A 26,412-nucleotide genomic window follows, 5' to 3' on the forward strand; every position below is an offset into this window, starting at 1 on the left:
CGGAGTATACGCAGGTTTTGCCCCGCAGGGGCAGGCGCAGCCGCTCGCACTGCGCTGACCGCCGGCCCGCCAGGGGCCGGGGATCTGTCTGACTGAAGGTGCTCAGCGCACCTTGCCCTCCGCGGGCAGCAGTTGCGCCTTGTCGAAAGCATCTACATCGATCACTGTCCGGCGCGCGGCTTCGGCTGCCTGGAGTCTCTCGCCTTCATCAGCCTGCAGCACGCCGGCCTGCACGGCGGCTTCGATGTCCGACTGGCCCGGCGAGGGATGCACCTTGCCCTCCTTGAGTCCTTGGTGCAGCGCCTTGTGCAGTGGCGCCACCTCGTCCAGCAGGTCGCAAGCTGTCTGCAGGGCGGCTACCGGATCACCTTCGCCGTCAGGGCGGAAGCAGCCCGCCAGCAGTTCCTCCAGTGCCGGATCACCCTTGCGTCGGCCGATCAGTTCAGCAACTTCTTTATCCAGTTCATCGCTTGGTCCGGTGTGGCGGCGACCGAACGGGAAGACCAGAACCCGCAACGCACAGCCGAGGAAGCGATTGGGGAAGTTATCGAGCAGCCGGTCGAGGGCTTTTTCGGCCTGCCCCAGACTTTCTTCCAGCGCCCAGCGCAGCAGAGGTTGCATGTGCTCGGGTGAGCCGAGGTCGTGATAGCGCTTGAGCGCTGCGGATGACAGGTACAGGTAGCTGAGGACATCCCCCAGACGCGCGCTCAGGCGTTCGCGCCGCTTCAGCGCGCCGCCGAGCAGCATCATCGACAGGTCGGCAAGCAAGGCGAATGCGGCCGCCTGACGGTTCAGCGCACGGAAGTAGCCCTGGCTGAGGGCGTCGCCCGGCATCTTCTCGAAGTGCCCCAGTCCGATGCCGAGCACGAAAGTGCTGGCCGCATTGCTGGCGGCGAACATGATGTGCTTCATCAGCAGATCGTCGAACTCGTTGAGTGCCTGCTCGCGATCCTCGCGCCCAGCGAGAGCCATTTCCTTGAGGACGAAGGGGTGGCAGCGGATCGCGCCCTGTCCGAAGATCATCAGGTTGCGTGACAGGATGTTGGCGCCCTCGACGGTGATGAAGATCGGCGCGCCCTGCCAATTGCGACCCAGGTAGTTGTTCGGGCCCATGATGATGCCCTTGCCGCCGTGTACGTCCATGGCGTGCTGGATGCATTCACGGCCGCGTTCGGTCAGGTGGTACTTGAGGATTGCCGAAAGTACCGAGGGCTTCTCGCCCAGGTCCACTGCCTTGGCGGTGAGCAGGCGGGCGCTGTCCATCAGCCAGGCGTTGCCACCGATTCGTGCCAGCGATTCCTGGATGCCCTCGAAGGCGGACAGCGGCACGTTGAACTGCTCGCGGACGCGGGCGTACTGGCCGGTGACCAGGCTGGTGTACTTGGCAGCGCCTGTGCCAACCGCAGGCAGCGAGATGGAGCGCCCGACCGACAGGCAGTTCATCAGCATCATCCAGCCCTTGCCGAGCATGTCCTTGCCGCCGATGAGGAAGTCCAGGGGCACGAACACGTCCTTGCCGCTGTTCGGGCCATTCATGAAGGCTGCACCCAGCGGCAGGTGGCGCTTGCCGATCTCCACGCCCGGGGTGTCGGTGGGGATGAGTGCCAGGCTGATGCCCAGGGATTCCTGTTCGCCCAGCAGGTGATCGGGGTCGTAGGCCTTGAAGGCCAGGCCCAGCAGGGTGGCCACCGGGCCGAGGGTGATGTAGCGCTTCTCCCAGTTCAGGCGAAGGCCGATGACTTCCTCGCCGTTCCATTCCCCCTTGCAGACGATGCCGGTGTCAGGCATGGCGCCAGCGTCGGAGCCGGCCAGTGGGCCTGTGAGGGCGAAGCAGGGGATTTCGTCGCCACGGGCCAGGCGCGGCAGGTAGTGGTTACGCTGTTCATCGGTGCCATAGTGCAGCAGCAGTTCGGCCGGGCCGAGCGAGTTGGGCACCATCACGGTCGAAGCCAGGTCGCCGCTGCGAGTGGCGAGTTTCATCGCCACCTGGGAGTGAGCGTAGGCGGAGAAGCCCTTCCCGCCGTATTCCTTGGGGATGATCAGGGCGAAGAAGCCGTGCTGCTTGATGTGTTCCCAGGCTGCGGGTGGCAGGTCGAGGTCCTGGCCGATCTGCCAGTCGCTGACCAGGGCGCAGAGTTCCTCGGTGGGGCCATCGATGAACGCCTGTTCTTCTGCGGTGAGCGTGGGGGCAGGGTAGTCGAGCAGGGTGTTCCAGTCGGGCTGGCCGCTGAACAGCTGGCCGTCCCACCATACAGTGCCCGCGTCGATCGCTTCGCGCTCGGTCTGCGACATGGGTGGCAGGGTGCGCTGGAACCATTTGAACACGGGGCCGGTGAACACCTGGCGCCGCCACTGCGGCAATATCAGCAGGGCGGCCTTGGCGGCCAGCACCAGCCAGATCACGGTCAGCAGCCAGCCAGGTGCGTCGGCGAAGATGCCCATCAACAGCACATAGGCGGCGATCACCCCGAGGATCTGCAGCGGTGCCAGACGTCGATGGGTGAGATATGCGGCGCCGATCACCAGCACCACCAACCACAACAGCAGCATAGTTCTTCCTCCTTGGAAGCTTGGGCTCGAGCCATCCCGGATAGCTTAGACGCGATGCGCCGGATGGCTCGCTAAGAACAGTGACAGGGTGTGGCCACAGGAGTTTCAGAGCATTGTCCCCTGGTACAGGTGGCGTCACTGTGGAGTAGACTGTCCACCCTCTGCACTCACTAAGGACGTTGTCATGCTGAAGATCTGGGGTCGCAAGAACTCGAGCAATGTGCGCAAGGCGTTGTGGATTGCCCACGAGTTGGGGCTGGAGTTCGAGTCGATCGACGCCGGTGGGGCGTTCGGTGTGGTCAACGAGCCTCAGTACCGTGAGCGCAACCCCAATGGCCTGGTGCCGATGCTCGAGGATGGCGACTTCGTCCTCTGGGAGTCCAACACCATCGTGCGCTACCTGAGCGCCGAATATGGTGCTGAGCAGGGCTGGTACCTGGACGATCCGCGCCAGCGTGCCCTGGCGGACAAGTGGATGGACTGGACCACCTCTTCCTTTGCCGCGCCGTTCCGCCCGCTGTTCTGGGGCATGCTGCGTACCCCGGAGAATGAGCGTGACTGGACGGCGATCAACGCTGCGCGGGAAAAGTGCGGCGAGTTGCTGGCGATCGTCGACAAGACGCTGGCCACCCAACCCTACCTTTCCGGTGAGCAGATCGGCATGGGCGACATTCCGCTGGGCTGCTTTGCCTACGCCTGGTTCGAGATGCCCATCGAGCGTCCCGATCTCCCCAACCTGCAGGCCTGGTACGAGCGCCTGAAGGCGCGTCCGGCCTATCAGGCCGCAGTAATGACGGCGCTGACCTGAGCGGATACCCCGCCCGTTTCGATAGTCACTATCGATATACATGACTGTACTTGTGCGGTCAGGCCTTGCACCATGGCCGCACTACTCACTGCGCCAGTGACTTGACCTGGCGTGTCCTGAACCTTTTTCTTCGGTACGTGACCCGCTATGAGTTCTGCCCTGTCCATAAGACAGCTGATCAAGACCTACGGCAACGGCTTTCAGGCCCTCAAGGGCATCGACCTGGAGGTCGCCGAAGGTGACTTCTTTGCCTTGCTGGGCCCCAATGGCGCCGGTAAATCCACCACTATCGGCATTCTTTCGACCCTGGTGAACAAGACCAGCGGCACGGTGAATGTCTTCGGCCACGACCTGGATCGCCAGCCAGCCGCGCTCAAGCGCAGCATCGGCGTGGTGCCCCAGGAGTTCAACTTCAACCAGTTCGAGAAGACCTTCGACATCGTCGTCACCCAGGCCGGCTACTACGGCATCCCGCCGAAGCTGGCCAAGGAGCGTGCCGAGCAGTACCTCACCCAACTGGGGCTGTGGGACAAGCGCGACGTGCAGTCGCGGTCGCTGTCCGGCGGCATGAAGCGTCGCCTGATGATCGCCCGTGCGCTGATCCATGAGCCGCGCTTGCTGATCCTCGACGAGCCGACGGCTGGCGTGGACATCGAACTGCGTCGCTCGATGTGGAGTTTCCTCACCGAGCTGAACCAGAAAGGCATCACCATCATCCTCACCACCCACTATCTCGAGGAAGCCGAGCAGCTGTGCCGCAACATCGGCATCATCGACCACGGCACCATTGTCGAGAACACCAGCATGCGCCAGTTGCTGGGCAAGCTGCACGTCGAGACCTTCGTCCTCGACCTCAAGCAGGACCTGCCCGCGGCGCCGAAGCTGCAAGGTTACCCGTGCCGGCTGATCACGCCGCACACGCTGGAAGTGCAGGTGGAAAAGGATATCGGCATCACAGCGTTGTTCGGCCAATTGGCGTTGCAGAACATCGAGGTGCAGAGCCTGCGTAACAAGACCAACCGACTCGAGGAGTTGTTCGTGGCCCTGGTGGAAAAGAATCTGTCGAAGGTGGCGGTATGAGTGTGGAACTGCGCACCAACTGGGTCGCCCTGAATACGATCGTCTATCGCGAGGTTCGACGCTTTCTGCGTATCTGGCCGCAGACCCTGCTGCCGCCGGCGATCACCATGGTGCTGTACTTCGTCATCTTCGGTAACCTGATCGGCCGTCAGATCGGCGACATGGGTGGCTTCACCTACATGGAGTACATCGTGCCGGGGCTGATCATGATGTCGGTGATCACCAACTCCTACGGCAACGTGGTGTCGAGCTTCTTCGGCAGCAAGTTCCAGCGTTCGATCGAAGAGTTGATGGTCTCGCCGGTCTCGCCGCACACCATTCTCGTCGGCTACGCCCTCGGTGGTGTGTTACGCGGCCTGGCGGTCGGCGTGATCGTGACCATCCTGTCGATGTTCTTCACCCACCTGCAGGTGCATCACTTGGGTGTGACCATCGTTGTGGTGCTGCTGACGGCGACGATCTTCTCGCTGCTGGGGTTCGTCAATGCCGTTTTCGCACGTAATTTCGACGATATCTCGATCATTCCGACCTTTGTTCTGACACCGCTGACCTACCTGGGTGGCGTGTTCTACTCCATCAACCTGCTGCCGCCGTTCTGGCAGACCGTGTCGCTGGCGAACCCGGTGCTGCACATGGTCAACTCGTTCCGCTACGGCATTCTAGGGGTGTCGGATATCAGCATTGGTACGGCGATCACCTTCATGCTGGTGGCTACCGCGGTGCTCTATACCCTGTGCGTCCGCCTGCTGGTCAGTGGTCGCGGCATGCGTGCATGACACCCTGCACTTGCGCCGGCGCCACTGCCGGCCGACCCACCAGCGCCAGTAGAGCAAGGTGGTGAAGTAGGCGGCAACGCCCAGTATCACGCCGCACACCACCGAGCCGAGCAGGAAAGGCTGCCAGACGGTGGACAGTTGGTCGGTGATCCATTCGAAGGTCAGTTCTTCCGGTAGCGTTCGCGGAGGAATCTGCATCAGCCACGCGCCGGTCATGTAGGTGACGAAGAACACCGGTGGCATGGTCAGCGGGTTGGTCAGCCAGACCAGGCTGACCGCGATGGGCAGGTTGCCGCGTACCGGTATCGCCAGGCTGGCGGCCAGCAGCATCTGCATGGGGATGGGGATGAGCGCTGCGAACAACCCTACGCCCATGGCCCGAGCGACCGAATGGCGATTCAGGTGCCAGAGGTTGGGGTCGTGCAGCAATCGGCCGAAAAAGCGTAAGGACTTGTGTTCCCGAATGCTGGTCGGATCCGGCATGTAGCGTTTGAAGAGGCGGCGCGGCATGTAGGCTCCCGGTGCTCGAATAGGGCGAGTATGCCTTGATTCCACGTCAGCCTCGTTCAGAGTTTGTGACAATTGTTGAGTGAGCTCGGCGGCCAAACAGGCCTAGCCTGACGGGGTGATTACGCTTGCGGAGCTTTACTTCATGCGCACAGGGATGTCTGCGCTGGCGCTCGGGTTGTTGAGCCTGGGTCTCTTGCCTGCCTTGCCGTCGGTCGGATGGCTGTTCCTTCTGTTCTTGTCGGCACTGATGTGCCTGTTCACTCGCGTCTGGCCGATAGGGTGGTTCCTGCTGGGGCTGAGCTGGGCCTGCTGGTCGGCGCAGCAGGCCCTTGATGATCGCCTGATCGCCGAGCTCGATGGGCGCACGCTGTGGCTGGAGGGCAGGGTGACGGGGCTGGCGACGCAGTCCGGGCGCAGCGTGCGTTTCGAGCTGGACGAGGCACAGTCCCGGCGTGCGAAGTTACCCCGCCGGATGCAACTGAGCTGGTTCGACGGCCCCATGGTCCGGACTGGCGAGCGCTGGCGGCTCGCGGTCAACCTCAGACGCCCTCAGGGGCTGCTCAATCCCCATGGTCCCGACCGTGAGGCAATGCTGCTGGCACGGCGCATTGGTGCCACAGGAACGGTCAAGGCCGGGGAGATGCTGGCCCCGGCGAGCGGGGGCTGGCGAGACAGGCTGCGCCAGCGCTTGCTGGCGGTGGACGCCCAAGGGCGGGAGGTGGTGCTGGCGGCGTTGGTGCTCGGTGACGGTTCTGGGCTGGCGCGGGAGGACTGGCAGGCCTTGCAGGCGACCGGCACCGTGCACCTGATGGTGATTTCGGGGCAGCACATTGGCTTGCTGGCGGGGCTGATCTATGGGCTGGTTGCCGGACTGGCCCGTCTGGGTGCCTGGCCAGGGAGGCTACCGTGGTTGCCCTGGGCGTGCGGCCTGGCGATGGCGGCAGCCTTGGCCTATGGCGCCCTGGCTGGCTTTCAGGTGCCTGTGCAGCGTGCATGCCTGATGCTGGCCACTGTCTTGGTCTGGCGTCTGCGCTTTCGTCATCTGGGGGCGTTCTTCCCCTTGTTGCTGGCTTTGGTCGGTGTATTGCTGTTCGAGCCCCTGGCCAGCCTGATGCCGGGCTTCTGGCTGTCTTTCGCGGCGGTGGCAGTGCTGATCTACTGCTTCAGCGCGCGTCTGGGTGGCTGGCGGCCCTGGCAGGCCTGGAGTCGTGCTCAATGGGTGATCGCCATCGGTTTGCTGCCCGCGATGCTGGCGCTGGGTCTGCCTGTCAGCCTCAGCGCGCCGTTGGTCAATCTCCTGGCAGTACCCTGGATCAGCCTGGCGGTGTTGCCATTGGCCCTGCTCGGAACGGCGACGCTGCCGTTGGCAGGGGTGGGGGAATCGTTGCTGTGGCTGGCAGGTGGGTTGATCGACCTGATGTTTCGCGCGCTCGGCCTGCTGGCCGAATGGCGTCCACCCTGGACGCCCCCGCCGCTTTCGCTGTGGGCGTGGACGCTGGTGTGTGCGGGCGCGTTGCTGCTCTTGCTGCCACGCGGCGTGCCGCTGCGAGGACTGGGGGCGGTGATGCTGCTGGCGCTGTGGGCGCCTCGCGAGCAGGTGCCGCACGCAGAGGTGGAAGTCTGGCAACTGGACGTGGGTCAAGGCTTGGCGGTGCTGTTGCGCACGCGGCATCACAGCCTGCTCTACGATGCCGGGCCGGCGATGGGCACCAGTGACCTTGGGCAGAGCGTGGTGCTGCCGACCTTGCGCAGGCTGGGTGTCAACCAGCTCGATCTGATGCTGATCAGCCATGCACATGCCGACCACGCCGGCGGCGCTCTCGCCGTGCAGCGCGGCCTGCCGGTGGTGCGGGTGCTGGCTGGCGAAGCACGGGAGTTGCCCGCAGTCTTGGACGCGCAGGTGTGCAGCAGTGGTGAGCGCTGGGAGTGGGATGGCGTGATGTTCTCGCTGTGGCACTGGCCCAGTGGCAAGAACAGCAACGACCGCTCCTGTGTGCTGCTGGTCGAGGCCCAGGGTGAGCGCTTGCTGCTGGCTGGCGACATGGAGGCCGGTGCCGAGCGTGCCTGGCTGGAGTCCGCCAATGCGGCGCGTATCGACTGGCTGCAGTCCCCGCATCATGGTAGCCGTAGTTCCTCCACCGAGCCTTTCATCCGCGCCATCGCGCCGCGTGGCGTGATGATTTCCCGTGGGCGACACAATGGTTTCGGTCACCCGCACCCGCAGGTGATCGAGCGCTATCGGCGGCATGGGCTGGCAGTGCATGACACGGCATTGCAAGGGGCGCTGCGCCTGCGACTGGGCAGGCACGGAGAGGTCGAGGGGTTGCGTGTGCAGCGGCGCTTCTGGCGTGAGCCGCCTTCCTAGGCCGTGCACACCTGAAATATGCTGGTCACCCGCCAGCCCCTGACCTTCGGCAGATGAGCCCCATGTCTGCCTATGGTAGAGTGGCGGCCTTTTTCAGGGGGATGCTTACTGTGTGGGAATTGGTCAAGTCCGGCGGCTGGATGATGCTGCCGATCATTCTGAGCTCCGTCGCAGCCATGGCAATTGTCGTCGAGCGCCTGTGGACCCTGCGTGCCAGTCGCGTCACCCCGCCGCACCTGCTGGGCCAGGTATGGATGTGGATCAAGGACAAGCAACTGACCAGTGACAAGCTCAAGGCCTTGCGCGCCGACTCCCCCTTGGGCGAGATTCTCGCCGCGGGCCTGGCAAACTCTCGCCATGGCCGCGAGATCATGAAGGAATGCATCGAGGAGGCCGCCTCCCGGGTCATCCACGAGCTCGAGCGCTACATCAGCACGCTGGGCACCATCGCTGCAATGGCGCCGTTGCTCGGTCTGCTTGGCACCGTACTTGGCATGATCGACATCTTCAGTGCGTTCATGGGCTCGCAGATGACTGCCAACGCCGCGGTGCTCGCCGGGGGTATTTCCAAGGCGCTGGTGACCACCGCAGCGGGCCTGATGGTTGGTATCCCCGCCGTATTCTTCCACCGTTTCCTGCTGCGCCGCATCGATGAGCTGGTGGTTGGCATGGAGCAGGAGGCGATCAAGCTGGTCGAGGTGCTGCAGGGCGATCGCGAGGTCGAGGTGGCCGGAGGCAAGGCGTGAAGTTCCGGCGCAATCGACAACGCGAGAACGTCGACATCAACCTTGCATCGCTGATCGATGTGGTGTTCGTGCTCTTGCTGTTCTTCGTGGTCACCACCACGTTCACCCGCGAGACCCAACTGCGTGTCGAGTTGCCCGAGACCGCCAGCGGCGCACCGGCCGCGCCGCAGGATGGCAAGCTGGTGGAGGTGACGATCAGCGCCGATGGCGTGTATTCGGTGAACAACCACCTGCTGCCCAAGAGCGACCTGGCCACCCTGACCGAGGCCCTTGAGCGAGAGTCCGGGGGGACAACACATTGCCTCTGGCGATCAGTGCCGATGGCAAGACCCCGCACCAGGCGGTGATCACGGCGATGGATGCTGCCGGCAAGCTCGGCTTCAGCCACCTGCGCATGACCACCGTCGAGGCGGCTCCGGGGACGCCCTGATGGCTTTCACCGATCGTCTGCTCGCGGCCTGGTACCAAGGCCATCCCGCTCTGGGGCTGTTGCGCCCGCTCGAGGCCCTTTACCGGCGGGTGGTGACGCGCAAGCGTGCGCGTTTCCTGAGTGGCGAAAGCGCCAGCTATCGGGCTCCGGTGCCGGTCATCGTGGTGGGTAATATCACCGTCGGGGGGACCGGCAAGACGCCCATGATCCTCTGGCTGATCGAGCATTGCCGAAGCCTGGGGCTGAAGGTCGGCGTGGTCAGTCGTGGATATGGCGCCAAGCCGCCTCATTTCCCCTGGCGGGTCCGCGCCAGTCAGAGCGCTGCGCAGGCCGGAGACGAACCGTTGCTGATCGTGCAGCGTACCGACGTGCCGCTGATGATCGACCCTGACCGATCCCGTGCCGTGCGAGCGCTGTTGGCCAGCGAGCCCTTGGACCTGATTCTCTGTGATGACGGCATGCAGCATTACCGGCTGGCGCGCGACCTGGAGCTGGTGCTGATCGACGCGGCCCGTGGTCTCGGCAACGGCCGATGCCTGCCGGCCGGCCCGTTGCGTGAGCCGGTCGAGCGCCTGGATGACGTCGGTGCAGTGCTGCACAACGGTGCGACCGTCGATCCGCCGCGTGGATTCGCGTTCGGTCTGCGCCCGAGTGCATTGGTCAACCTCCGTACCGGCGAGCGTCGTCCGCTCGAGCATTTTCCTGCCGGTCAGGCCCTTCATGCCGTGGCTGGCATTGGCAACCCGCAACGTTTCTTCAACACCCTGCAAGGGCTAAACTGGCAGCCCGTGCCGCACCCTTTCGCCGACCATGCGCAGTTCGATGCCCAGAGCCTGGCATTCGAGCCACCGCTGCCATTGGTCATGACTGAAAAGGACGCGGTGAAATGCCGTGACTTTGCAGGTGACGACTGGTGGTACCTGGCCGTTGATGCCGAACCGTCTCCATCCTTCGTCGCCTGGTTCGATGCGCAGCTCGCTCGTCTGCTGCCTTGAATCACTTCCACTTTCCGGCCTCCGGCCTCAAGGACACCTCCATGGACACCAAACTGCTCGATATCCTGGCCTGCCCGATCACCAAAAGCCCACTCAAGCTCAGCGCCGACAAGACCGAGCTGATCAGCAAGGGCGCCGGCCTGGCCTATCCGATCCGCGACGGCATCCCGGTCATGCTGGAGAGCGAGGCGCGCACCCTGAGCGACGACGAGCGCCTGGACAAATGAGCCTGAATTTCACTGTGGTGATTCCTGCCAGGCTGCGCTCCACGCGCCTGCCGGGCAAGCCGTTGCTACCGATCGCCGGCAAGCCAATGATCCAGCATGTCTGGGAACAGGCCCTCAAGAGCGGTGCTGCACGGGTAGTCATTGCTACCGACGATGCCAGTATTCTCGAAGCATGCCAGGCCTTTGGCGCCGAAGTGCTGATGACGCGTGCCGACCATGAGTCGGGTACCGACCGTTTGGCCGAGGTGGTCGCGCATCTGGGTCTGCCGCCAGACGCCATCGTAGTCAACGTGCAGGGCGACGAGCCGTTGATTCCGCCGGTGATCATCGACCAAGTGGCCGCCAATCTGGCGGCTCACCCCGAGGCGGGTATCGCAACCCTGGCCGAACCGATCCACGAGCCGCAAAGCGTGTTCAACCCCAACGCGGTCAAGGTGGTCAGCGACAAGAACGGCCTTGCCCTGACCTTCAGCCGTGCGCCGCTGCCATGGGCGCGCGATGCCTTCGCCAAAGGCCGCGACCTGTTGCCGGATGGGGTGCCGTATCGTCGTCATATCGGCATGTATGCCTACCGTGTCGGCTTCCTGCAGGATTTCGTCGGTTGGGGCCCGTGCTGGCTCGAGCAGACCGAGGCGCTGGAGCAGTTGCGGGCGCTTTGGCATGGGGTGCGTATCCATGTCGAGGATGCCATCGAAGCGCCGGCAGTGGGTGTCGATACCCCTGAAGACCTGGAGCGCGTACGGCGCTTGCTGGAGGCCTGATGCGCGTATTGTTCGTCTGCCTGGGCAATATCTGCCGTTCACCCACCGCCGAGGGTGTTCTGCGCCACCAATTGCAGGCTGCAGGGCTTGCAGAGCGCGTGCACGTGGCCTCAGCAGGCACCGGAGATTGGCACGTGGGCAAGGCGCCCGACAGCCGTACCTGCAAGGCTGCACTGGTACGGGGTTATGACTTGTCGCGCCAGCGCGCACAGCAGGTCAAGGCCGCTCACTTCGGTGAGTACGACCTGATCCTGGCCATGGACAAGAGCAATCTGGGTAACCTGCAGGCGCTACGCCCGCACGATGCGCGCGGCGAGCTCGACCTGTTCCTGCGCAGGTATGGCGCGATGCTGGATGAGGTGCCGGACCCTTACTATGGCGGTGCCGAAGGTTTCGAGCAGGTTCTGGACCTGATCGAAGCGGCCTGTCGCGAGCTGGTCGTGGAAATCAAGGGGCGGTTATGACAGCGCAGTGGCAGGAGCGTGTATCGCTCAAGCCGTTCAACACCTTCGGTATCGACGTCAAGGCGCGCTACCTCGCTTTGGCCCATGACGACGATGAGGTCCGCCAGGCTCTGGCACTGGCTGCGCAACGGCAGTTGCCGGTGCTGGTGGTCGGCGGCGGCAGCAACCTGCTGCTGACCCGCGACGTCGATGCCTTGGTACTGCACGTGGCCAGTCGTGGCCGACGCATCCTCAGTGACGATGGCGAGCGTGTCGTGATCGAGGCCGAGGCAGGCGAGCCCTGGCATCCGTTCGTGCAATGGAGCCTGGCGCAGGGCTTGTGCGGGCTGGAGAACCTCAGCCTGATTCCCGGCACGGTCGGGGCGGCACCGATGCAGAACGTCGGTGCGTACGGGGTCGAGATCAAGGATGTGTTCGCAGGCTTGACCGCTCTGGACCGTGAGACCGGCCAGCTGCGCGACTTCACGTTGAACGAGTGTGCGTTCGCCTATCGCGACAGTGTGTTCAAGCGCAACCCGGGCCGTTGGTTGATCCTGCGTGTGCGTTTTGTGCTGAGCCGTACATTGCGTGCGCACCTGGACTACGGGCCGGTTCGACAGCGCTTGCAAGAGCAGGGCGTGCAGGAAGTGACTGCACAGGCCATCAGCGATGCCATCTGCAGTATTCGTCGCGAAAAGCTTCCGGATCCGGCAGAGCTGGGCAATGCTGGCAGCTTCTTCAAGAACCCGGTGGTCTCGGTGCAGTTGGCTGAGAGTATTCGCGCACGTTATCCGAGTCTGGTCGCCTATCCCCAGTCTGAGGGGCAGGTCAAGCTGGCGGCAGGCTGGCTGATCGAGCAGGCGGGCTGGAAGGGCTACCGTGAGGGTGATGCTGGTGTGCATCGCTTGCAGTCGCTGGTGCTGGTCAATTACGGCCAGGCGAGTGGCGCACAGTTGCACGCCCTGGCGCAGCGAATCCAGGCGGATATCCTTGAACGGTTTGGCGTCGAGTTGGAGATGGAGCCAAATCTGTACTGATCGCCACCACCAGGCTGGCCCGGCTTTCCTGGGTTTTGAGCGATAAAGAAAAACCCCCGCCAGTTCGCACTGGCGGGGGTTTTTCATTCAGCTGCTGGAATCAACCGTGGTGAGGTTTGTGCTCATCCTCGGTGGTTTCCAGTGCCGGGGCAGCTTCGGCGGCAGCCTGGGCTGCGGCAGCAGCAGCGGCAGCGGCTTCAGCCTCACGCTTGCGGCGACGCACTTCACGCGGGTCGTTCGGCGCACGGCCGTTCGGCAGCATGATGGTGGCCGCTTCTTCTACAGCCGGCTCTTGGGCCGGAGCAGTTTCAGCTACGGCAGGGGCAGGCTCTTCGGCAGGGGCTGCTTCAGCGACGACCGGTGCTGCCTCGACAGCCACTGGCTCGACCACGACAGGCTCGATCACTTCGGCTTCGACAGCGGGTGCTTGCTCTACGGCAGTTTCAGCAACCGGTGCCTTCTCCGCTTCGCTCGCTTCCACGGCCGGTGCTTCGGTGGCTGGCGCTTCGACTGCAGGCGCAGGCTCGCTGGTGGCCACTTCGGCCTGTGGTTGTGCAGGCGCTTCGACGACAGGCTCGATGCCTGGTTCGACCACGGTCACAGGCGCATTGACCGGCTGCTCGACGACAGGCGCGATCGCGACTTCCTCAGCTTTGGCGACAACCTCGGCCGGCTCGGCGGGCTGAACCACTTCACGGTCGTCAGCCTCCACGACAGTGGCGGTGGCGCGCTCGGCCTGCTCGTTGGCCTGGGCCTCGGCGTCGGCACTGATATTGCTGCTGGCAACGGCAGCGGTGACTGCCAGGCCTGCGGCCAGTTCGGCACCCAGCTCAGTGGCCTTGTGCTGCTCTGGCTGCTGCTCTTCGCCGGTTTCATCATCGCCGTCGATCAGTTCACCATTGGCATTGCGCTGGCGCTCACGACGGTTGCTGCGGCGACGCTGGCCACGGGAGCGGCGGCGAGGGCGTTCGCCATCGGCACCCTCCTGCTCATCCTGCAGCAGTTCTTCGTTAGGCAGTTGCTCCTCGCTCGCCTCGGCAGCCTGTTCGGCGGCACGTGGCTGGCGCTCTTCGCGCGGCTGGCGTGGTTGCCGTTCTTCGCGTGGTGCGCGCTCTTCACGCTCCTCGCGTGGTGCGCGTTCCTCACGGGCCGGGCGCTCTTCACGAGGTGCGCGCTCTTCGCGTGGGGCACGTTCTTCGCGTGGTGCGCGTTCCTCACGTGGTGCGCGCTCCTCGCGGGCTACGCGTTCCTCGCGAGGTGCGCGCTCTTCGCGTGGAGCACGCTCCTCACGGGCCGCCGGGGCGGTATCCAGTGGCTCGCGCAATTCGCGGACGCGTTCTTCACGATTACCACGACGGTCTTCGCGTGGTTGACGAGGTGCACGTTCTTCGCGTGGTGCACGTTCTTCACGAGGTGCGCGCTCTTCGCGTGGCGCACGCTCTTCACGTGGCTGGCGCTCTTCGCGTGGGGTGCGCTCACTGCGCTCTTCACGCGGTTTGCGGTCTTCATCGCGACGGCCATTGCGGTTGCGGCTCTGCTGACGGCCGTTGCGGCGTTCCTCGTTGCGCTGGCTGCGCTCGGTGGTTGGCTTCTCGGGGGTGGCGGCGGGAGCGACGACGGGTTCTTCCTTGCCGGCGAACAGGCTGACCAGCGACTTGACCAGGCCCTTGAACAGGCTTGGCTCTGGCGCGGCGACAGGCGCTGGAGCGGTTGCAGCAGGTTTTTCTTCGCTCGGGCTAGGCTCGGGAGCGTTGGTGCGAGCCGGAGCGGTCTTCACTGCAGCTTCCTGGCGAACCAGGGTGCGGGTAGCGGTTGGTTGCGGCGCTTCCTCGGCTTCGCTGGTGGCGATCTCGTAGCTCGACTGGTTGTTCAGCACGTCCGGATTGTCGTCGCGCAGGCGCTGGACTTCGAAGTGCGGGGTTTCCAGGTGGTCGTTCGGCAGGATGATGATGCGTGCACGGGTGCGCAGTTCGATCTTGGTGATCGAGTTGCGCTTCTCGTTGAGCAGGAAGGCGGCTACCGGGATCGGCACCTGTGCGCGTACCTCGGCGGTACGGTCCTTCAGTGCTTCTTCCTCGATCAGGCGCAGGATCGCCAGCGACAGGGACTCGACGTCACGGATGATGCCGGTGCCCGAGCAGCGCGGGCAGACGATGCCGCTGCTTTCGCCCAGCGACGGACGCAGGCGCTGGCGAGACATCTCCAGCAGGCCGAAGCGTGAGATGCGGCCGACCTGGACGCGGGCGCGGTCGGCTTCGAGGCATTCGCGAACGCGTTCCTCGACGGCGCGCTGGTTCTTGGCCGGGGTCATGTCGATGAAGTCGATGACGATCAGGCCACCGATGTCACGCAGGCGCAGCTGGCGGGCGATTTCCTCAGCCGCTTCCAGGTTGGTCTGCAGGGCGGTTTCCTCGATGTCGCTGCCTTTGGTGGCGCGCGCCGAGTTGATGTCGATGGAGACCAGGGCTTCGGTCGGATCGATGACGATCGAACCGCCGGACGGCAGGTCGACCACGCGCTGGAAGGCGGTCTCGATCTGGCTTTCGATCTGGAAGCGGTTGAACAGCGGGACGCTGTCTTCGTACAGCTTGACCTTGCTGGCGTACTGCGGCATCACCTGGCGGATGAAGGTCAGGGCTTCTTCCTGGGCATCGATGCTGTCGATCAGCACTTCACCGATGTCCTGGCGCAGGTAGTCGCGAATGGCGCGGATGATGACGTTGCTTTCCTGGTAGATCAGGAAGGGCGCGACGCGATCCTGGGAGGCTTCCTTGATGGCGGTCCAGAGTTGCAGCAGGTAGTCGAGGTCCCACTGCATCTCTTCGCTGCTGCGGCCCAGGCCGGCAGTGCGCACGATCAGGCCCATGTCGCCGGGAACGGTCAGGCCGTTGAGGGCTTCGCGCAGCTCGTTGCGCTCTTCGCCTTCGATGCGGCGGGAAATGCCGCCTGCGCGTGGGTTGTTCGGCATCAGGACCAGGTAGCGGCCGGCGAGGCTGATGAAGGTGGTCAGGGCAGCGCCCTTGTTGCCACGTTCTTCTTTCTCGACCTGGACGATGACTTCCTGGCCTTCGCTCAGCACTTCCTTGATGTTCACCCGACCTTCAGGCGACTTCTTGAAATACTCGCGGGAGATTTCCTTCAGCGGCAGGAAGCCGTGACGTTCGGAACCGAAGTCGACGAAGGCGGCTTCGAGGCTGGGTTCGATGCGGGTGATCTTGCCTTTGTAGATGTTGGCCTTTTTCTGCTCACGCGCGCCGGACTCGATATCCAGGTCGTAGAGGCGTTGGCCATCCACCAGGGCTACACGCAACTCTTCGGGTTGAGTTGCGTTAATCAGCATTCTTTTCATGTTGTACCGTCGGTTTCCGGGCTGCCGGAAACGGCGTTCGGCACACACGACTTCTCATGGTCGGTGCCAAGGTGCGCAAAGGGTGGCGTGCCACCCCCGTGTCCAACGACGTTCGGCACCAGCCGGTTGCCCAGCCTGCCGTTGTCGCGACGACGCGTCCTGTTTGCTGCGGTGCCTATCGCACTCAGTCAGGAGGAGGAATCAGCCGAGGGCCGTGGACGCCTCTGGGGCATCTGCAAACACCGGTTCCGCTCGCCGGGCCATTACAGTGGGCCGGTGGCCGGCCGTGCTGTACGGTCCGGGCTGTACATCTCCACCCTGCACGTATCCCTGATAATTCGGGTGCTGCCGCGCGCTGAATCCGCAACGGGTTGCATTTTTCGCCAGCGCAGATTCTGGGCTGGCGCCATTCATGTCCAAGGCAGGTATTTCCGAAGCATTCGCCAGGCGCTGCACGGAAGCGACGAGGCGGGGCAGGGGCATGCGAAAAAGAACAGGAGGGAGGTGAAACACCGCACTTGTCGTTTTTTTTCGTTCTTCTCTGCTCGGCGCTGGTGGCGATTCCAGGCATTTCGGTAAACTGGCGAAAACCCCGTCGGACGGCCTCGCGTCCTCGAGAATTGCGTTGGTCAGGGCCGGTTCGAAACCGTGCGGTACTGACCTACCGCTTTTGGCGGCGTTCGCGACTATAGCAGTAATCATTAAGTGCTTCAATTCCATAAAAAATTGTTATGATCCAGCAATGACGACCAATAATCCCCCGACTTCCGGCGTTCAGCTGATCGAAGTCGCGCCGGAACTTGCCGGCCAACGCATCGACAACTTCCTCATCACGGCCCTCAAGGGCGTGCCCAAGACCCTGGTCTATCGCATCCTGCGCAAGGGTGAGGTGCGGGTGAACAAGGGGCGCATCAAACCCGAATACAAGCTGCAGGCGGGTGACATCGTGCGCGTGCCGCCTGTCCGATTGCCCGAGCGCGACGAGCCGGCTCCCGTGGCGCAGGGGTTGCTACAGCGGCTGGAGGCGGCGATCGTCTACGAAGACAAGGCGCTGATCGTGATGAACAAGCCCGCCGGTATTGCCGTGCATGGTGGCAGTGGCCTGAGCTTCGGGGTGATCGAGGCGCTGCGCCAGTTGCGTCCGGATGCCAAGGAGCTCGAATTGGTGCACCGGCTGGACCGCGACACCTCGGGCCTGCTGATGATCGCCAAGAAACGCAGCATGCTTCGTCACCTCCACGCAGCGCTGCGTGGCGATGGCGTCGACAAGCGTTACATGGCGTTGGTGCGTGGGCACTGGCCAACGTCGAAGAAACAGGTCAATGCGCCCTTGCAGAAAAGCAACCTGCGCTCTGGCGAGCGCATGGTCGAAGTAGACGAAGAGGGCAAGGAAGCGTTGACGCTGTTCCGCGTGCTGCGTCGCTTCGGTGAGTTCGCCACGATGGTCGAGGCGCGTCCGATTACCGGTCGCACCCACCAGATCCGTGTGCACACGCTCCATGCCGGGCACATGATCGCCGGTGACAGCAAGTACGGCGATGAAGACTTCACCCGCGAAATTCGTGATCTGGGCGGCAAGCGCCTGTTCCTCCACGCTTATGCGTTGACCGTGCCCCTGCCGGACGGTGGCGAATTGAAGCTCGAGGCGCCGGTGGACGAGATGTGGGCCAAGACCGTGGAGCGCCTGAGTGCGACCTGATCTGTCATGAGCAAACCCTACGAGCTGCTGATCTTCGATTGGGATGGCACCCTTGCCGACTCCATCGGACGCATCGTCGAAGCGATGAATGCCGCTGCCGAGCGTGCCGGCGAGGCTCCCAGTGCCGACGCTGCGGTCAAGGGCATCATTGGCCTGGCCCTAAGCGAGGCGATCTCGGTGCTCTATCCGCATCTGGATGCCCGGCAGCTCGAGATTTTTCGCCAGCACTATGCAGATATCTACACGGCGCTGGATCAGCAGCCCTCACCGCTGTTCGAAGGGGTGGTGGAGTCGCTGGAAGCCTTCCGTAGTGAGGGCTATCGTCTGGCGGTGGCCACCGGCAAGGCGCGTCGTGGGCTCGACCGGGTGCTCAAGGCCAATGGCTGGGAAGGGTATTTCGATATCACTCGGGCCGCTGATGAAACCCGCGGTAAACCCCATCCGTTGATGCTTGAGGAAATTCTCGCCCATTGCTGGGTCGAACCTGGCAGGGCGCTGATGGTCGGAGATTCGGCATTCGATCTGCAGATGGCCAGTAATGCAGGCATGCACTCGGTTGCGGTGGGGTATGGCGCGATGTCGCTGCAGGCGCTGAGCGAATTCGGGCCGCAGGTGTGCGTCGAGCATTTTTCACAGTTGCGTGAGTGGCTGGCTGGTCCCGCGCAGCTTCAACTCCAAGGTAGGTGAGCATGGCTGACGAGTGGAAAGCCCCTGAGTCCGAGGGTGCGGCGCAGGACAAGGAAGAGCGCAAGAGCTGGAAGCTGCTCGAAAAGACGCTCCTGGCGGGTGTTCAGGAGCAGCGTCGTGCGCGGCGCTGGGGGATCTTCTTCAAGCTGTTGACCTTTCTCTACCTGTTCGGTCTCCTGTTCCTGTTCTCTCCGCTGATGGATATGGAGAGCACGGCTTCGCGCAGTGCCAATCATACCGCCTTGGTGGAAGTGCGCGGGGTGATCGCCGATCAGGAAGCTGCCAGCGCCGACAACATCATCAAGAGCCTGCGTGAGGCGTTCAAGGACGCCAAGACCAAGGCTGTGGTGATGCGCATCAACAGTCCGGGCGGCAGCCCGGTGCAGGCGGGTTACGTATATGACGAGATTCGTCGGCTGCGTGCTGAATATCCGGCAATCAAGCTGTATGCGGTGATCACTGACCTTGGTGCTTCGGGCGCCTACTACATCGCCAGTGCGGCGGACGAGATCTACGCCGACAAGGCCAGCCTGGTCGGATCCATTGGTGTGACTGCCGCGGGCTACGGCTTCGTCGGCGCCATGGAGAAGCTTGGTGTCGAGCGTCGTGCCTATACCTCTGGTGAGCACAAGGCCTTCCTCGACCCGTTCTCGCCGCAAAAGCCTGAAGAGACAGCGTTCTGGCAGGGTGTGCTGGATACCACGCACAATCAGTTCATCGCCATGGTGAAGCAGGGGCGAGGTGAGCGTCTGAAGGACAAGGAGCATCCCGAGCTGTTCAGTGGTTTGATCTGGTCGGGCGAGCAGGCCAAGGCGCTAGGCTTGATCGATGGGCTGGGCAGTGCCAGCTATGTGGCGCGTGACATCGTCGGCGAGAAGGAGTTGGTGGACTTCACGGTGCAGGAATCGCCGTTCGATCGCTTCTCCAAGCGTATCGGTGCCAGCGTCGCCGAGCGTCTGGCCATGTACATGGGCTTCCAGGGGCCATCCCTGCGTTGAGTTATGAGTGGGGCTGCCTGGCAGCCCCGTCTTTCAGGGTAGCTGCACACCTTCTGCGTGCAGCATGTCCACCAGGCGAATCAGCGGGAGCCCGATCAGGCTCGTCGCATCGCAGCCGTGGGTGCTCTGGAACAGTGTCACCCCCAATCCCTCCGCCTTGAGGCTCCCTGCGCAGTCCAGTGGTTGCTCTGCGTGCACGTAGCGCTCGACCCGTTCGCGGTCCAGTTCGCGCAGGGTTACGGTGAATGGTATGCAGTCGACCTGGCATTGCCCTGTGCTGCTGTTGAGCAGGGCGAGGCCGGTCAGGAAAGTGACTTGCTGGCCGCTGGCAGCCAGCAATTGCTCGCACGCGCGTTCGAAGGTGTGTGGCTTGCCAAGGATCTGCTCGCCCAGCACGGCGACCTGGTCCGAGCCGATGATCAGGTGTTGCGAATGGCTGTTCGCCAGGGCTTCGGCTTTTTGTCGGGCCAGGCGGCGAACCAGTTCGGTGGCCGGCTCCTCGGCATTGCGCCCTTCGTCTATATCGGGGCTTGCCCAGGTGAAAGGCAGGCGCAGGCGCTGGAGCAATTCGCGCCGGTAGGGGGAGCTTGAAGCAAGCAGCAGGGGAAGCATGGTAGACTCCTTCGCAATTGAACCGATTCTAACATGTGTGATGCCGCCTAATTTCCTTTGACAGGGGCGGGGGGCATCCCTAGAATGCTGCGCCTATGTTGAATGACCCGATTCCACCTCACGTTGACCCGCGCAAATTAGCCGATCGTGGCGTAACCCTTCAAGGTTCGCTGCAACTCGCTGATTTGGAAAGACTCTGCGACCCGCTTTCCGATAATGTCGGTACGGTGCAGGCGAAGTTCGATTTTGAGCGAGACGAGCAGCACGTTGTGGTTATCCACAGCGATCTGAATGTCGAAGTCAAAATGGTTTGCCAGCGTTGTCTTGAGCTGGTCACCCTGCCGATCCACAGCGAATGTACTTATGCCGTGGTGAAGGAGGGTGCGAATACCCAGTCGTTGCCGAAAGGCTATGACGTGCTGGAACTGGGCGAAGATCCTTTGGATCTGCAGGCGCTGATCGAGGAGGAGCTTTTGCTCGCCCTCCCCATCGTGCCTGCTCATCATCCGGAAGAATGCCAGCAGCCGGCGGGCGCAGACGAGCCCGAATCGAGCAAGGACGAGGTATCGCGGTCCAACCCGTTCAGTGTCTTGGCGCAGTTAAAGCGTGACCCAAACGTTTAGGAGTTAATCAATTATGGCTGTTCAGCAGAACAAAAAATCCCGCTCTGCCCGTGACATGCGCCGTTCGCACGACGCCCTGTCGGAAAACGCGCTGTCCGTAGAGAAGAGCACCGGTGAAGTACACCTGCGCCACCACGTTTCGCCAGAAGGCGTATACCGTGGTCGCAAAGTGATCGACAAGGGCGCTGACGAGTAATCCTTGTCCGCTCAGATCATCGCGATCGACGCAATGGGCGGGGACTTCGGTCCCCGCAGCATTGTCCAGGCTAGCATTGCCTGCCTTTCGGCTACCCCCTCGCTGCACCTGACCCTCGTCGGTCAACCCTCTCTCCTTGAAGAACTTGTCAGTGGCCTTGCAGCTGCCGATCGTGCGCGCCTGCAAATTGTCGCGGCGAGCGAGGTGGTGGGCATGGACGAGCGGCCTTCGCAGGCGTTGCGCGGCAAGCCTGATTCGTCGATGCGCGTCGCCCTTGAGCTGGTGCGTGACGGCAAGGCTCAGGCCTGTGTGAGCGCCGGGAACACCGGGGCGCTGATGGCGCTGTCGCGCTTTGTCCTCAAGACGCTGCCGGGCATCGATCGCCCCGCCATGGTGGCGGCGATTCCGACCCAGGCTGGCTATTGTCAGTTGCTCGACCTGGGGGCCAATGTCGATTGCAGTGCCGAGAACCTCTACCAGTTCGCCGTGATGGGGTCGGTGGCGGCTCAGGCCCTGGGGATCCAGCGACCGCGCGTGGCGTTGCTCAATGTCGGTACCGAGGATATCAAGGGCAACCAGCAGGTCAAACTGGCCGCCAGTCTGTTGCACAATGCCCGTGGGCTGAACTACATCGGTTTTGTCGAAGGCGATGGCCTGTATCGCGGCGAGGCGGATGTGGTGGTGTGCGACGGCTTCGTCGGCAATATCCTGCTCAAGTCCAGCGAAGGGCTGGCGAGCATGATCGGTGCGCGTATAGAGGCGCTGTTCAAGGGTGGGCTGTTTTCTCGTGCGGCCGGGGTGGTGGCGATGCCGTTGCTCAGGCGCCTGCAGGCTGACCTGGCACCGGCGCGACACAATGGCGCAAGTTTTCTCGGTTTGCAGGGGATCGTCATCAAGAGTCATGGTTCGGCAGGCGTACAGGGCCTGCAGAGCGCCATCCAGCGCGCGCTGATCGAGATCCAGGAAAACCTGCCGCAGCGGCTGCACGGTCGTCTCGAAGACCTGTTGCTTTAGGCATATTGGCGATGAAGTGGTTAAATGTGACCGCTTGGTCTGCGTTTCCATCCAAGTTTTCAGATTCCGCGCCTCGCCATTGGTGGGGCGCACCCTATCCGACGACAAGATCATAAGGGCTTGTTCAATGTCTGCATCCCTCGCATTCGTCTTTCCTGGTCAAGGCTCCCAGTCGCTGGGCATGCTCGCCGAGCTCGGCGCTGAAAAGCCGGTAATCGTCGAGACCTTCAAGGAGGCTTCCGAGGCTCTGGGCTACGACCTGTGGAAGCTGGTCCAGGAAGGTCCGGAAGAACAACTCAATCAAACCGACAAGACCCAGCCGGCGATCCTGACGGCCTCTACCGCCCTTTGGCGTCTGTGGCTGGAAGAGGGTGGTGCGCAACCCGCCCTGGTCTCTGGTCACAGCCTGGGTGAGTACAGTGCCCTGGTCGCTGCCGGTAGCCTGTCGCTCAAGGACGCCGTTCGCCTGGTCGAGCGCCGTGGCCAGCTGATGCAGGAAGCCGTGCCTGCAGGTCACGGTGCCATGGCTGCGATTCTCGGCCTGGATGATGCTGATGTGGTAGCCATCTGCGCCGAGGCTGCCGAGGATGAAGTGGTCAGTGCGGTCAACTTCAACTCCCCGGGCCAGGTCGTCATCGCCGGTAACAAGGCGGCGGTCGATCGTGCGATCGAGCTGTGCAAGGCCAAGGGCGCCAAGCGTGCGCTGCCATTGGCGGTCAGCGTGCCGTCGCATTGTGCGCTGATGAAACCGGCTGCCGAGCGTTTCGCTGAAGCGGTCAACGCCATCGAGTGGAAGGCGCCGCAGATTCCGGTGGTGCAGAACGTCACCGCCGCCATCGCTGCCGATCTCGACGCACTCAAGCGCGACCTGTTGGCGCAGCTGTACCAGCCGGTACGTTGGGTGGAGTGTGTGCAGACCCTGGCGGCCAGCGGTGCGGTCAATCTGGTCGAGTGCGGCCCGGGCAAGGTCCTGGCTGGCCTGAACAAGCGTTGCGCCGATGGCGTTACCACCTACAACCTCAATACCCCTGACGCCGTCGCCGCCACCCGTGCGGCGCTGGCCTGATATCTGGAGAAACTTGCATGAGCCTGCAAGGTAAAGTTGCACTGGTCACCGGCGCCAGCCGTGGTATTGGCCAGGCCATCGCCCTGGAACTGGGCCGCCAGGGCGCTACCGTAATCGGTACCGCCACTTCCGCTTCGGGTGCCCAGCGTATCGCCGAGACCCTCAAGGAGCACGGTATCACCGGTACCGGTCTTGAACTCAATGTCACCAGCGAAGAGTCCGTGAGTGCCGTGCTGGCAGCGATCACCGAGCAGTTCGGTGCTCCGGCGATCCTGGTCAACAATGCCGGCATCACCCGCGACAACCTGATGCTGCGCATGAAAGATGAAGAATGGTTCGATGTCATCGACACCAACCTCAACAGCCTCTACCGTCTGTCCAAGGGCGTGCTGCGCGGCATGACCAAGGCGCGCTGGGGTCGTATCATCAGCATCGGTTCGGTCGTCGGTGCCATGGGTAACGCCGGCCAGGCCAACTACGCCGCTGCCAAGGCGGGCCTCGAAGGTTTCAGCCGTGCCCTGGCGCGTGAAGTCGGCTCGCGCGGTATCACTGTAAACTCGGTCACCCCGGGCTTCATCGATACCGACATGACCCGCGAGCTGCCCGAAGCGCAGCGTGAAGCGCTGCAGACCCAGATTCCGCTGGGCCGCCTGGGTCAGGCCGAGGAGATCGCGAAAGTGGTTTCCTTCCTGGCATCCGACGGCGCAGCCTATGTCACAGGCGCTACCGTGCCGGTGAACGGCGGGATGTACATGTAACATCAGCAACTCAATGTGACGGATTGCTTAAAAAAACAGTCATACTGCAAGCCTAAAATCCGTTATAAAGCTGCAACCAGATTCCAGGTGGCAGGCCGGGTATCTCTCGTGAAGGCGCGTTACGCTTGAAAAGCAGGCGTCTTCCTATAAACTTGGTCACCGGCCAGCTGCATGACATATGTCCATTAGGAGTGAAAACTAGGTATGAGCACCATCGAAGAACGCGTCAAGAAAATCGTCGCCGAGCAACTGGGCGTCAAGGAAGAGGAAGTCAAGAACGAATCTTCCTTCGTTGATGACCTGGGTGCCGATTCGCTTGACACCGTTGAGCTGGTGATGGCTCTGGAAGAGGAATTCGAGACCGAAATCCCTGACGAAGAAGCCGAGAAGATCACTACCGTTCAAGCTGCAATCGACTACGTCAACAGCCACAAGGCCTAAGACGTTTCAGTCGACGCTTCTTGTCGGGAAAAACCGCACTGCCTTTGCCGGCGTGCGGTTTTTTCTTTGCGAGCCATTGGCGTCATTCACCGGGCAATCGAGAGCCTGTTGCCATTTCATTCGGCCATGCTGAATGCAATCGCAAGAGACTCTGTTATTAGAAAAGGAGAGTGCTGTGTCGCGTAGACGCGTCGTGGTCACCGGTATGGGTATGCTGTCGCCACTGGGTACTGATGTACCAAGCACCTGGCAGGGCATTCTGGCTGGCCGCAGTGGCATCGGTCCGATCGAACACACGGACCTGAGTGCCTACTCCACCCGTTTTGGCGGCTCGGTGAAGGGCTTTGAGGTCGAGCAGTACCTGTCGGCCAAGGAAGCTCGCAAGCTTGACCTGTTCATCCAGTACGGTCTGGCGGCCGGTTTCCAGGCGGTGCGCAATGCCGGCCTGGAAGTGACCGACGCCAACCGCGAGCGTATCGGCGTGGCCATGGGGTCGGGCATCGGTGGCTTGACCAATATCGAAGACACCAGCCGAACCCTGCACGAGCAAGGGCCGCGCCGGATTTCGCCATTCTTCGTCCCCGGCTCGATCATCAACATGATCTCCGGCTTCCTGTCGATCCACCTTGGGCTGCAGGGCCCCAACTACGCTATCTCCACTGCGTGCACCACCGGTACCCACTGTATCGGCATGGCTGCGCGCAATATCGCCTATGGCGAGGCCGACGTGATGATCGCCGGCGGTGCGGAAATGGCGGCGTGCGGTTTGGGCATGGGCGGTTTCGGCGCATCGCGGGCGCTTTCGACTCGCAATGACGAGCCGTCCCGTGCCAGCCGTCCGTGGGACAAGGGGCGCGATGGCTTTGTGTTGTCCGATGGCGCCGGTGCCCTGGTGCTGGAGGAACTCGAACACGCCAAGGCTCGTGGCGCGACCATCTATGCCGAGCTGGTCGGTTTCGGCATGAGCGGCGACGCGTTCCACATGACGTCGCCACCGGATACCGGCGACGGCGCTGCACGCTGCATGGTCAACGCCCTGCGTGATGCGGGTGTGAAGCCTGAAGAGGTCAGCTACATCAACGCCCACGGCACCTCGACTCCTGCTGGCGATATCGCCGAAGTGGCGGCCATCAAGCGTGTCTTCGGCGAGCACGCCTACAAGCTGGCCGTCAGCTCGACCAAGTCGATGACCGGCCATCTGCTGGGGGCTGCCGGTGCGGTAGAAGCGATCTTCAGCGTGTTGGCAATCAACAGCCAGATGGCGCCGCCGACCATCAACCTGGACGAGCCCGACGAAGGTTGCGATCTGGACTTCGTGCCGCACCAGGCGCGCAGCATGCCGATCGATGTCGTGCTCTCCAACTCCTTCGGCTTTGGCGGTACCAACGGTTCGCTGGTATTCCGCCGGTTCGCCGATTGATGCACAGCTGGATCGACGGCCAGCCGGCGACTGCAGTCAACCTGCAGAACCGCGGCCTGGCCTATGGCGATGGTCTGTTCGAGACTATCGCCGTGCGCGGCGGCAGGCCCAGCCTGCTGTCGCGACATCTCGAACGTCTCGCGCTGGGTTGCCAGCGGCTGGCGATCGATATCGATCTTGCGCTTGTTCGCGACGAGTTGCTGCGCTACGCCAGCCAGCTCGGTGAAGGCGTAGCCAAACTGATCGTCACTCGTGGTGATAGCCAGCGCGGCTATGCGCCCGCCTCCGAAGCCTTGACCCGACGCATTCTCCAGGGCGGTCCAATGCCAGCTTATCCTGCGGGCAACGCCGAGCAAGGCATCGGACTGTTCGACTGCCAGACCCGTCTTGCGCAGCAGCCGCTGCTGGCCGGGCTCAAGCACCTCAATCGCCTGGAGCAGGTAATGGCTCGCGCCGAATGGCAGGACTCTGCCTATGCCGAGGGTCTGATGCGTGACGTGCAGGGGCACCTGATCGAAGGGGTCTACAGTAATCTGTTCCTGGTCCGCGACGGCGTGCTGCTGACTGCCGACCTGAGCCGCTGCGGCGTGGCAGGCGTCATGCGCGCTGCGCTGCTGGACGAAGCCCCGGCGCTGGGTATCGAAGTCCGGACCGGCGACCTTGTGCAAGCCGATCTGGAGGCGGCCGACGAGGTGTTCGTCTGCAACAGCGTGTATGGAATTTGGCCCGTGCGTACTGTCGCTGCGCTCAACCTCGACTGGCCGGCCGGGCCGCTCACCCGTAAACTGCAGGCCGTTGCCCGTACGTTACTGGATACCTGA

The 26,412-nt window shown here is 63.0% G+C and carries 25 protein-coding genes and 1 pseudogene; 22 read left to right on the plus strand and 4 right to left on the minus strand.

Annotated features, from left to right (window positions below; genetic code table 11):
• Positions 1 to 102: 102 nt before the first annotated feature.
• Positions 103 to 2,550 (minus strand): acyl-CoA dehydrogenase, encoded by a 2,448-nt coding sequence (locus tag ACMGGG_RS05725; protein ID WP_414155033.1) that lies wholly within the window; start codon positions 2,548 to 2,550, stop codon positions 103 to 105.
• A gap of 184 nt (positions 2,551 to 2,734) precedes the next feature.
• On the opposite strand from ACMGGG_RS05725, the gene ACMGGG_RS05730 reads away from it, so the two are divergent.
• The 3 genes from ACMGGG_RS05730 to ACMGGG_RS05740 all read left to right on the plus strand — a co-directional run bounded on the left by ACMGGG_RS05730 (position 2,735) and on the right by ACMGGG_RS05740 (position 5,214).
• The gene (locus ACMGGG_RS05730) at positions 2,735 to 3,358 is read left to right on the plus strand and encodes a glutathione S-transferase (RefSeq protein WP_112897747.1); all 624 of its coding nucleotides are present in this window, start codon (positions 2,735 to 2,737) and stop codon (positions 3,356 to 3,358) included.
• A gap of 147 nt (positions 3,359 to 3,505) precedes the next feature.
• A complete protein-coding gene (locus ACMGGG_RS05735; RefSeq protein ID WP_414155034.1) occupies positions 3,506 to 4,438 on the plus strand; it encodes an ABC transporter ATP-binding protein in 933 nt (310 codons plus the stop codon).
• Positions 4,435 to 5,214: an ABC transporter permease gene (locus ACMGGG_RS05740; RefSeq protein WP_054893055.1), complete on the plus strand. Its 780-nt coding sequence runs from the start codon at positions 4,435 to 4,437 to the stop codon at positions 5,212 to 5,214. Before ACMGGG_RS05735 ends, ACMGGG_RS05740 begins: the two co-directional genes overlap by 4 nt.
• On the opposite strand, the gene ACMGGG_RS05745 is transcribed toward ACMGGG_RS05740, so the two are convergent.
• Entirely contained in the window at positions 5,098 to 5,724 is a 627-nt protein-coding gene (locus ACMGGG_RS05745; RefSeq protein ID WP_151924181.1) for a DUF2062 domain-containing protein, read from the minus strand. The genes ACMGGG_RS05740 and ACMGGG_RS05745 overlap by 117 nt on opposite strands.
• Positions 5,725 to 5,866: 142 nt before the next feature.
• Here ACMGGG_RS05745 and ACMGGG_RS05750 point away from each other — a divergent pair, with 142 nt between their 5' ends.
• The 8 genes and pseudogenes from ACMGGG_RS05750 to murB all read left to right on the plus strand — a co-directional run bounded on the left by ACMGGG_RS05750 (position 5,867) and on the right by murB (position 12,728).
• Entirely contained in the window at positions 5,867 to 8,089 is a 2,223-nt protein-coding gene (locus ACMGGG_RS05750) for a DNA internalization-related competence protein ComEC/Rec2 (protein WP_414155035.1), read from the plus strand.
• Between the two features lie 110 nt (positions 8,090 to 8,199).
• Positions 8,200 to 8,835: a MotA/TolQ/ExbB proton channel family protein gene (locus tag ACMGGG_RS05755; protein ID WP_054893125.1), complete on the plus strand. Its 636-nt coding sequence runs from the start codon at positions 8,200 to 8,202 to the stop codon at positions 8,833 to 8,835.
• Positions 8,832 to 9,265 (plus strand): annotated as a pseudogene (locus ACMGGG_RS05760) (ExbD/TolR family protein). Before ACMGGG_RS05755 ends, ACMGGG_RS05760 begins: the two are co-directional and overlap by 4 nt.
• Positions 9,265 to 10,260, plus strand: coding sequence for a tetraacyldisaccharide 4'-kinase (gene lpxK, locus ACMGGG_RS05765; RefSeq protein WP_054893059.1), 996 nt, complete (start codon positions 9,265 to 9,267; stop codon positions 10,258 to 10,260). Before ACMGGG_RS05760 ends, lpxK begins: the two are co-directional and overlap by 1 nt.
• 41 nt (positions 10,261 to 10,301) lie before the next feature.
• Entirely contained in the window at positions 10,302 to 10,487 is a 186-nt protein-coding gene (locus ACMGGG_RS05770; protein WP_054893060.1) for a Trm112 family protein, read from the plus strand.
• Positions 10,484 to 11,248, plus strand: a complete 765-nt coding sequence (gene kdsB / locus ACMGGG_RS05775) for a 3-deoxy-manno-octulosonate cytidylyltransferase (protein WP_414155036.1) — start codon at positions 10,484 to 10,486, stop codon at positions 11,246 to 11,248. The genes ACMGGG_RS05770 and kdsB overlap by 4 nt, the downstream gene beginning before the upstream one ends.
• A complete protein-coding gene (locus ACMGGG_RS05780) occupies positions 11,248 to 11,712 on the plus strand; it encodes a low molecular weight protein-tyrosine-phosphatase (RefSeq protein ID WP_323453847.1) in 465 nt (154 codons plus the stop codon). The genes kdsB and ACMGGG_RS05780 overlap by 1 nt, the downstream gene beginning before the upstream one ends.
• Positions 11,709 to 12,728 carry a UDP-N-acetylmuramate dehydrogenase gene (gene murB, locus ACMGGG_RS05785; protein WP_112897749.1) on the plus strand — a complete coding sequence of 340 codons (1,020 nt, stop codon included), beginning with the start codon at positions 11,709 to 11,711 and terminating at the stop codon, positions 12,726 to 12,728. The genes ACMGGG_RS05780 and murB overlap by 4 nt, the downstream gene beginning before the upstream one ends.
• Before the next feature lie 100 nt (positions 12,729 to 12,828).
• On the opposite strand, the gene rne is transcribed toward murB, so the two are convergent.
• Positions 12,829 to 16,077 carry a ribonuclease E gene (rne, locus tag ACMGGG_RS05790; protein ID WP_112897750.1) on the minus strand — a complete coding sequence of 1,083 codons (3,249 nt, stop codon included), beginning with the start codon at positions 16,075 to 16,077 and terminating at the stop codon, positions 12,829 to 12,831.
• A 742-nt stretch (positions 16,078 to 16,819) separates the two neighbouring features.
• Here rne and rluC point away from each other — a divergent pair.
• Genes rluC through ACMGGG_RS05805 form a run of 3 tightly spaced genes read left to right on the plus strand, consistent with a single transcriptional unit; the run spans position 16,820 to position 19,461 of the window.
• Positions 16,820 to 17,776 (plus strand): 23S rRNA pseudouridine(955/2504/2580) synthase RluC, encoded by a 957-nt coding sequence (gene rluC, locus ACMGGG_RS05795; RefSeq protein WP_063543827.1) that lies wholly within the window; start codon positions 16,820 to 16,822, stop codon positions 17,774 to 17,776.
• Positions 17,777 to 17,782: 6 nt separating this feature from the next.
• A complete protein-coding gene (locus ACMGGG_RS05800) occupies positions 17,783 to 18,463 on the plus strand; it encodes an HAD family hydrolase (protein WP_414155037.1) in 681 nt (226 codons plus the stop codon).
• A gap of 2 nt (positions 18,464 to 18,465) precedes the next feature.
• On the plus strand, positions 18,466 to 19,461 hold the full coding sequence (locus tag ACMGGG_RS05805) for a S49 family peptidase (RefSeq protein ID WP_054893067.1): 996 nt from the start codon (positions 18,466 to 18,468) through the stop codon (positions 19,459 to 19,461).
• A 33-nt stretch (positions 19,462 to 19,494) separates the two neighbouring features.
• Here the strand turns inward: ACMGGG_RS05805 and ACMGGG_RS05810 are convergent, their stop codons facing one another.
• On the minus strand, positions 19,495 to 20,073 hold the full coding sequence (locus ACMGGG_RS05810; RefSeq protein WP_414155038.1) for a Maf family protein: 579 nt from the start codon (positions 20,071 to 20,073) through the stop codon (positions 19,495 to 19,497).
• Between the two features lie 95 nt (positions 20,074 to 20,168).
• Between ACMGGG_RS05810 and ACMGGG_RS05815 the strand changes: the two genes are divergently transcribed.
• The 8 genes from ACMGGG_RS05815 (at position 20,169) to pabC (ending at position 26,412) form a co-directional block, all read left to right on the plus strand.
• Complete coding sequence (locus tag ACMGGG_RS05815) at positions 20,169 to 20,696, plus strand: YceD family protein (protein ID WP_081255215.1); 528 nt, start codon at positions 20,169 to 20,171, stop codon at positions 20,694 to 20,696.
• A gap of 13 nt (positions 20,697 to 20,709) precedes the next feature.
• Positions 20,710 to 20,892 (plus strand): 50S ribosomal protein L32, encoded by a 183-nt coding sequence (rpmF, locus tag ACMGGG_RS05820; protein WP_008096416.1) that lies wholly within the window; start codon positions 20,710 to 20,712, stop codon positions 20,890 to 20,892.
• Positions 20,893 to 20,895: 3 nt separating this feature from the next.
• On the plus strand, positions 20,896 to 21,906 hold the full coding sequence (gene plsX, locus ACMGGG_RS05825; protein ID WP_081255216.1) for a phosphate acyltransferase PlsX: 1,011 nt from the start codon (positions 20,896 to 20,898) through the stop codon (positions 21,904 to 21,906).
• Between the two features lie 127 nt (positions 21,907 to 22,033).
• The gene (gene fabD, locus ACMGGG_RS05830) at positions 22,034 to 22,972 is read left to right on the plus strand and encodes an ACP S-malonyltransferase (RefSeq protein ID WP_414155039.1); all 939 of its coding nucleotides are present in this window, start codon (positions 22,034 to 22,036) and stop codon (positions 22,970 to 22,972) included.
• 17 nt (positions 22,973 to 22,989) lie between these two features.
• Positions 22,990 to 23,730 carry a 3-oxoacyl-ACP reductase FabG gene (gene fabG, locus ACMGGG_RS05835; protein WP_054925392.1) on the plus strand — a complete coding sequence of 247 codons (741 nt, stop codon included), beginning with the start codon at positions 22,990 to 22,992 and terminating at the stop codon, positions 23,728 to 23,730.
• A 204-nt stretch (positions 23,731 to 23,934) separates the two neighbouring features.
• Positions 23,935 to 24,171, plus strand: a complete 237-nt coding sequence (gene acpP, locus ACMGGG_RS05840; protein WP_054893073.1) for an acyl carrier protein — start codon at positions 23,935 to 23,937, stop codon at positions 24,169 to 24,171.
• A 175-nt stretch (positions 24,172 to 24,346) separates the two neighbouring features.
• The gene (fabF, locus tag ACMGGG_RS05845; RefSeq protein ID WP_054893074.1) at positions 24,347 to 25,591 is read left to right on the plus strand and encodes a beta-ketoacyl-ACP synthase II; all 1,245 of its coding nucleotides are present in this window, start codon (positions 24,347 to 24,349) and stop codon (positions 25,589 to 25,591) included.
• Positions 25,591 to 26,412 (plus strand): aminodeoxychorismate lyase, encoded by an 822-nt coding sequence (gene pabC / locus ACMGGG_RS05850; RefSeq protein ID WP_112897753.1) that lies wholly within the window; start codon positions 25,591 to 25,593, stop codon positions 26,410 to 26,412. Before fabF ends, pabC begins: the two co-directional genes overlap by 1 nt.

This window comes from Pseudomonas sp. BNK-44-b, assembly GCF_047456245.1.
GTDB lineage: Bacteria > Pseudomonadota > Gammaproteobacteria > Pseudomonadales > Pseudomonadaceae > Aquipseudomonas > Aquipseudomonas machongensis.

Coding starts and splice junctions, on each gene's coding strand:
- ACMGGG_RS05745 (WP_151924181.1), bottom strand. CDS start 5,724: ATGCCGCGCCGCCTCTTCAAACGCTACATGCCGGATCCGACCAGCATT.
- ACMGGG_RS05805 (WP_054893067.1), top strand. CDS start 18,466: ATGGCTGACGAGTGGAAAGCCCCTGAGTCCGAGGGTGCGGCGCAGGAC.
- murB (WP_112897749.1), top strand. CDS start 11,709: ATGACAGCGCAGTGGCAGGAGCGTGTATCGCTCAAGCCGTTCAACACC.
- pabC (WP_112897753.1), top strand. CDS start 25,591: ATGCACAGCTGGATCGACGGCCAGCCGGCGACTGCAGTCAACCTGCAG.
- ACMGGG_RS05770 (WP_054893060.1), top strand. CDS start 10,302: ATGGACACCAAACTGCTCGATATCCTGGCCTGCCCGATCACCAAAAGC.
- kdsB (WP_414155036.1), top strand. CDS start 10,484: ATGAGCCTGAATTTCACTGTGGTGATTCCTGCCAGGCTGCGCTCCACG.
- ACMGGG_RS05810 (WP_414155038.1), bottom strand. CDS start 20,073: ATGCTTCCCCTGCTGCTTGCTTCAAGCTCCCCCTACCGGCGCGAATTG.
- ACMGGG_RS05780 (WP_323453847.1), top strand. CDS start 11,248: ATGCGCGTATTGTTCGTCTGCCTGGGCAATATCTGCCGTTCACCCACC.
- ACMGGG_RS05740 (WP_054893055.1), top strand. CDS start 4,435: ATGAGTGTGGAACTGCGCACCAACTGGGTCGCCCTGAATACGATCGTC.
- ACMGGG_RS05730 (WP_112897747.1), top strand. CDS start 2,735: ATGCTGAAGATCTGGGGTCGCAAGAACTCGAGCAATGTGCGCAAGGCG.
- fabG (WP_054925392.1), top strand. CDS start 22,990: ATGAGCCTGCAAGGTAAAGTTGCACTGGTCACCGGCGCCAGCCGTGGT.
- rne (WP_112897750.1), bottom strand. CDS start 16,077: ATGAAAAGAATGCTGATTAACGCAACTCAACCCGAAGAGTTGCGTGTA.
- acpP (WP_054893073.1), top strand. CDS start 23,935: ATGAGCACCATCGAAGAACGCGTCAAGAAAATCGTCGCCGAGCAACTG.
- ACMGGG_RS05815 (WP_081255215.1), top strand. CDS start 20,169: ATGTTGAATGACCCGATTCCACCTCACGTTGACCCGCGCAAATTAGCC.
- fabD (WP_414155039.1), top strand. CDS start 22,034: ATGTCTGCATCCCTCGCATTCGTCTTTCCTGGTCAAGGCTCCCAGTCG.
- lpxK (WP_054893059.1), top strand. CDS start 9,265: ATGGCTTTCACCGATCGTCTGCTCGCGGCCTGGTACCAAGGCCATCCC.
- rpmF (WP_008096416.1), top strand. CDS start 20,710: ATGGCTGTTCAGCAGAACAAAAAATCCCGCTCTGCCCGTGACATGCGC.
- ACMGGG_RS05750 (WP_414155035.1), top strand. CDS start 5,867: ATGCGCACAGGGATGTCTGCGCTGGCGCTCGGGTTGTTGAGCCTGGGT.
- ACMGGG_RS05800 (WP_414155037.1), top strand. CDS start 17,783: ATGAGCAAACCCTACGAGCTGCTGATCTTCGATTGGGATGGCACCCTT.
- ACMGGG_RS05725 (WP_414155033.1), bottom strand. CDS start 2,550: ATGCTGCTGTTGTGGTTGGTGGTGCTGGTGATCGGCGCCGCATATCTC.
- rluC (WP_063543827.1), top strand. CDS start 16,820: ATGACGACCAATAATCCCCCGACTTCCGGCGTTCAGCTGATCGAAGTC.
- ACMGGG_RS05735 (WP_414155034.1), top strand. CDS start 3,506: ATGAGTTCTGCCCTGTCCATAAGACAGCTGATCAAGACCTACGGCAAC.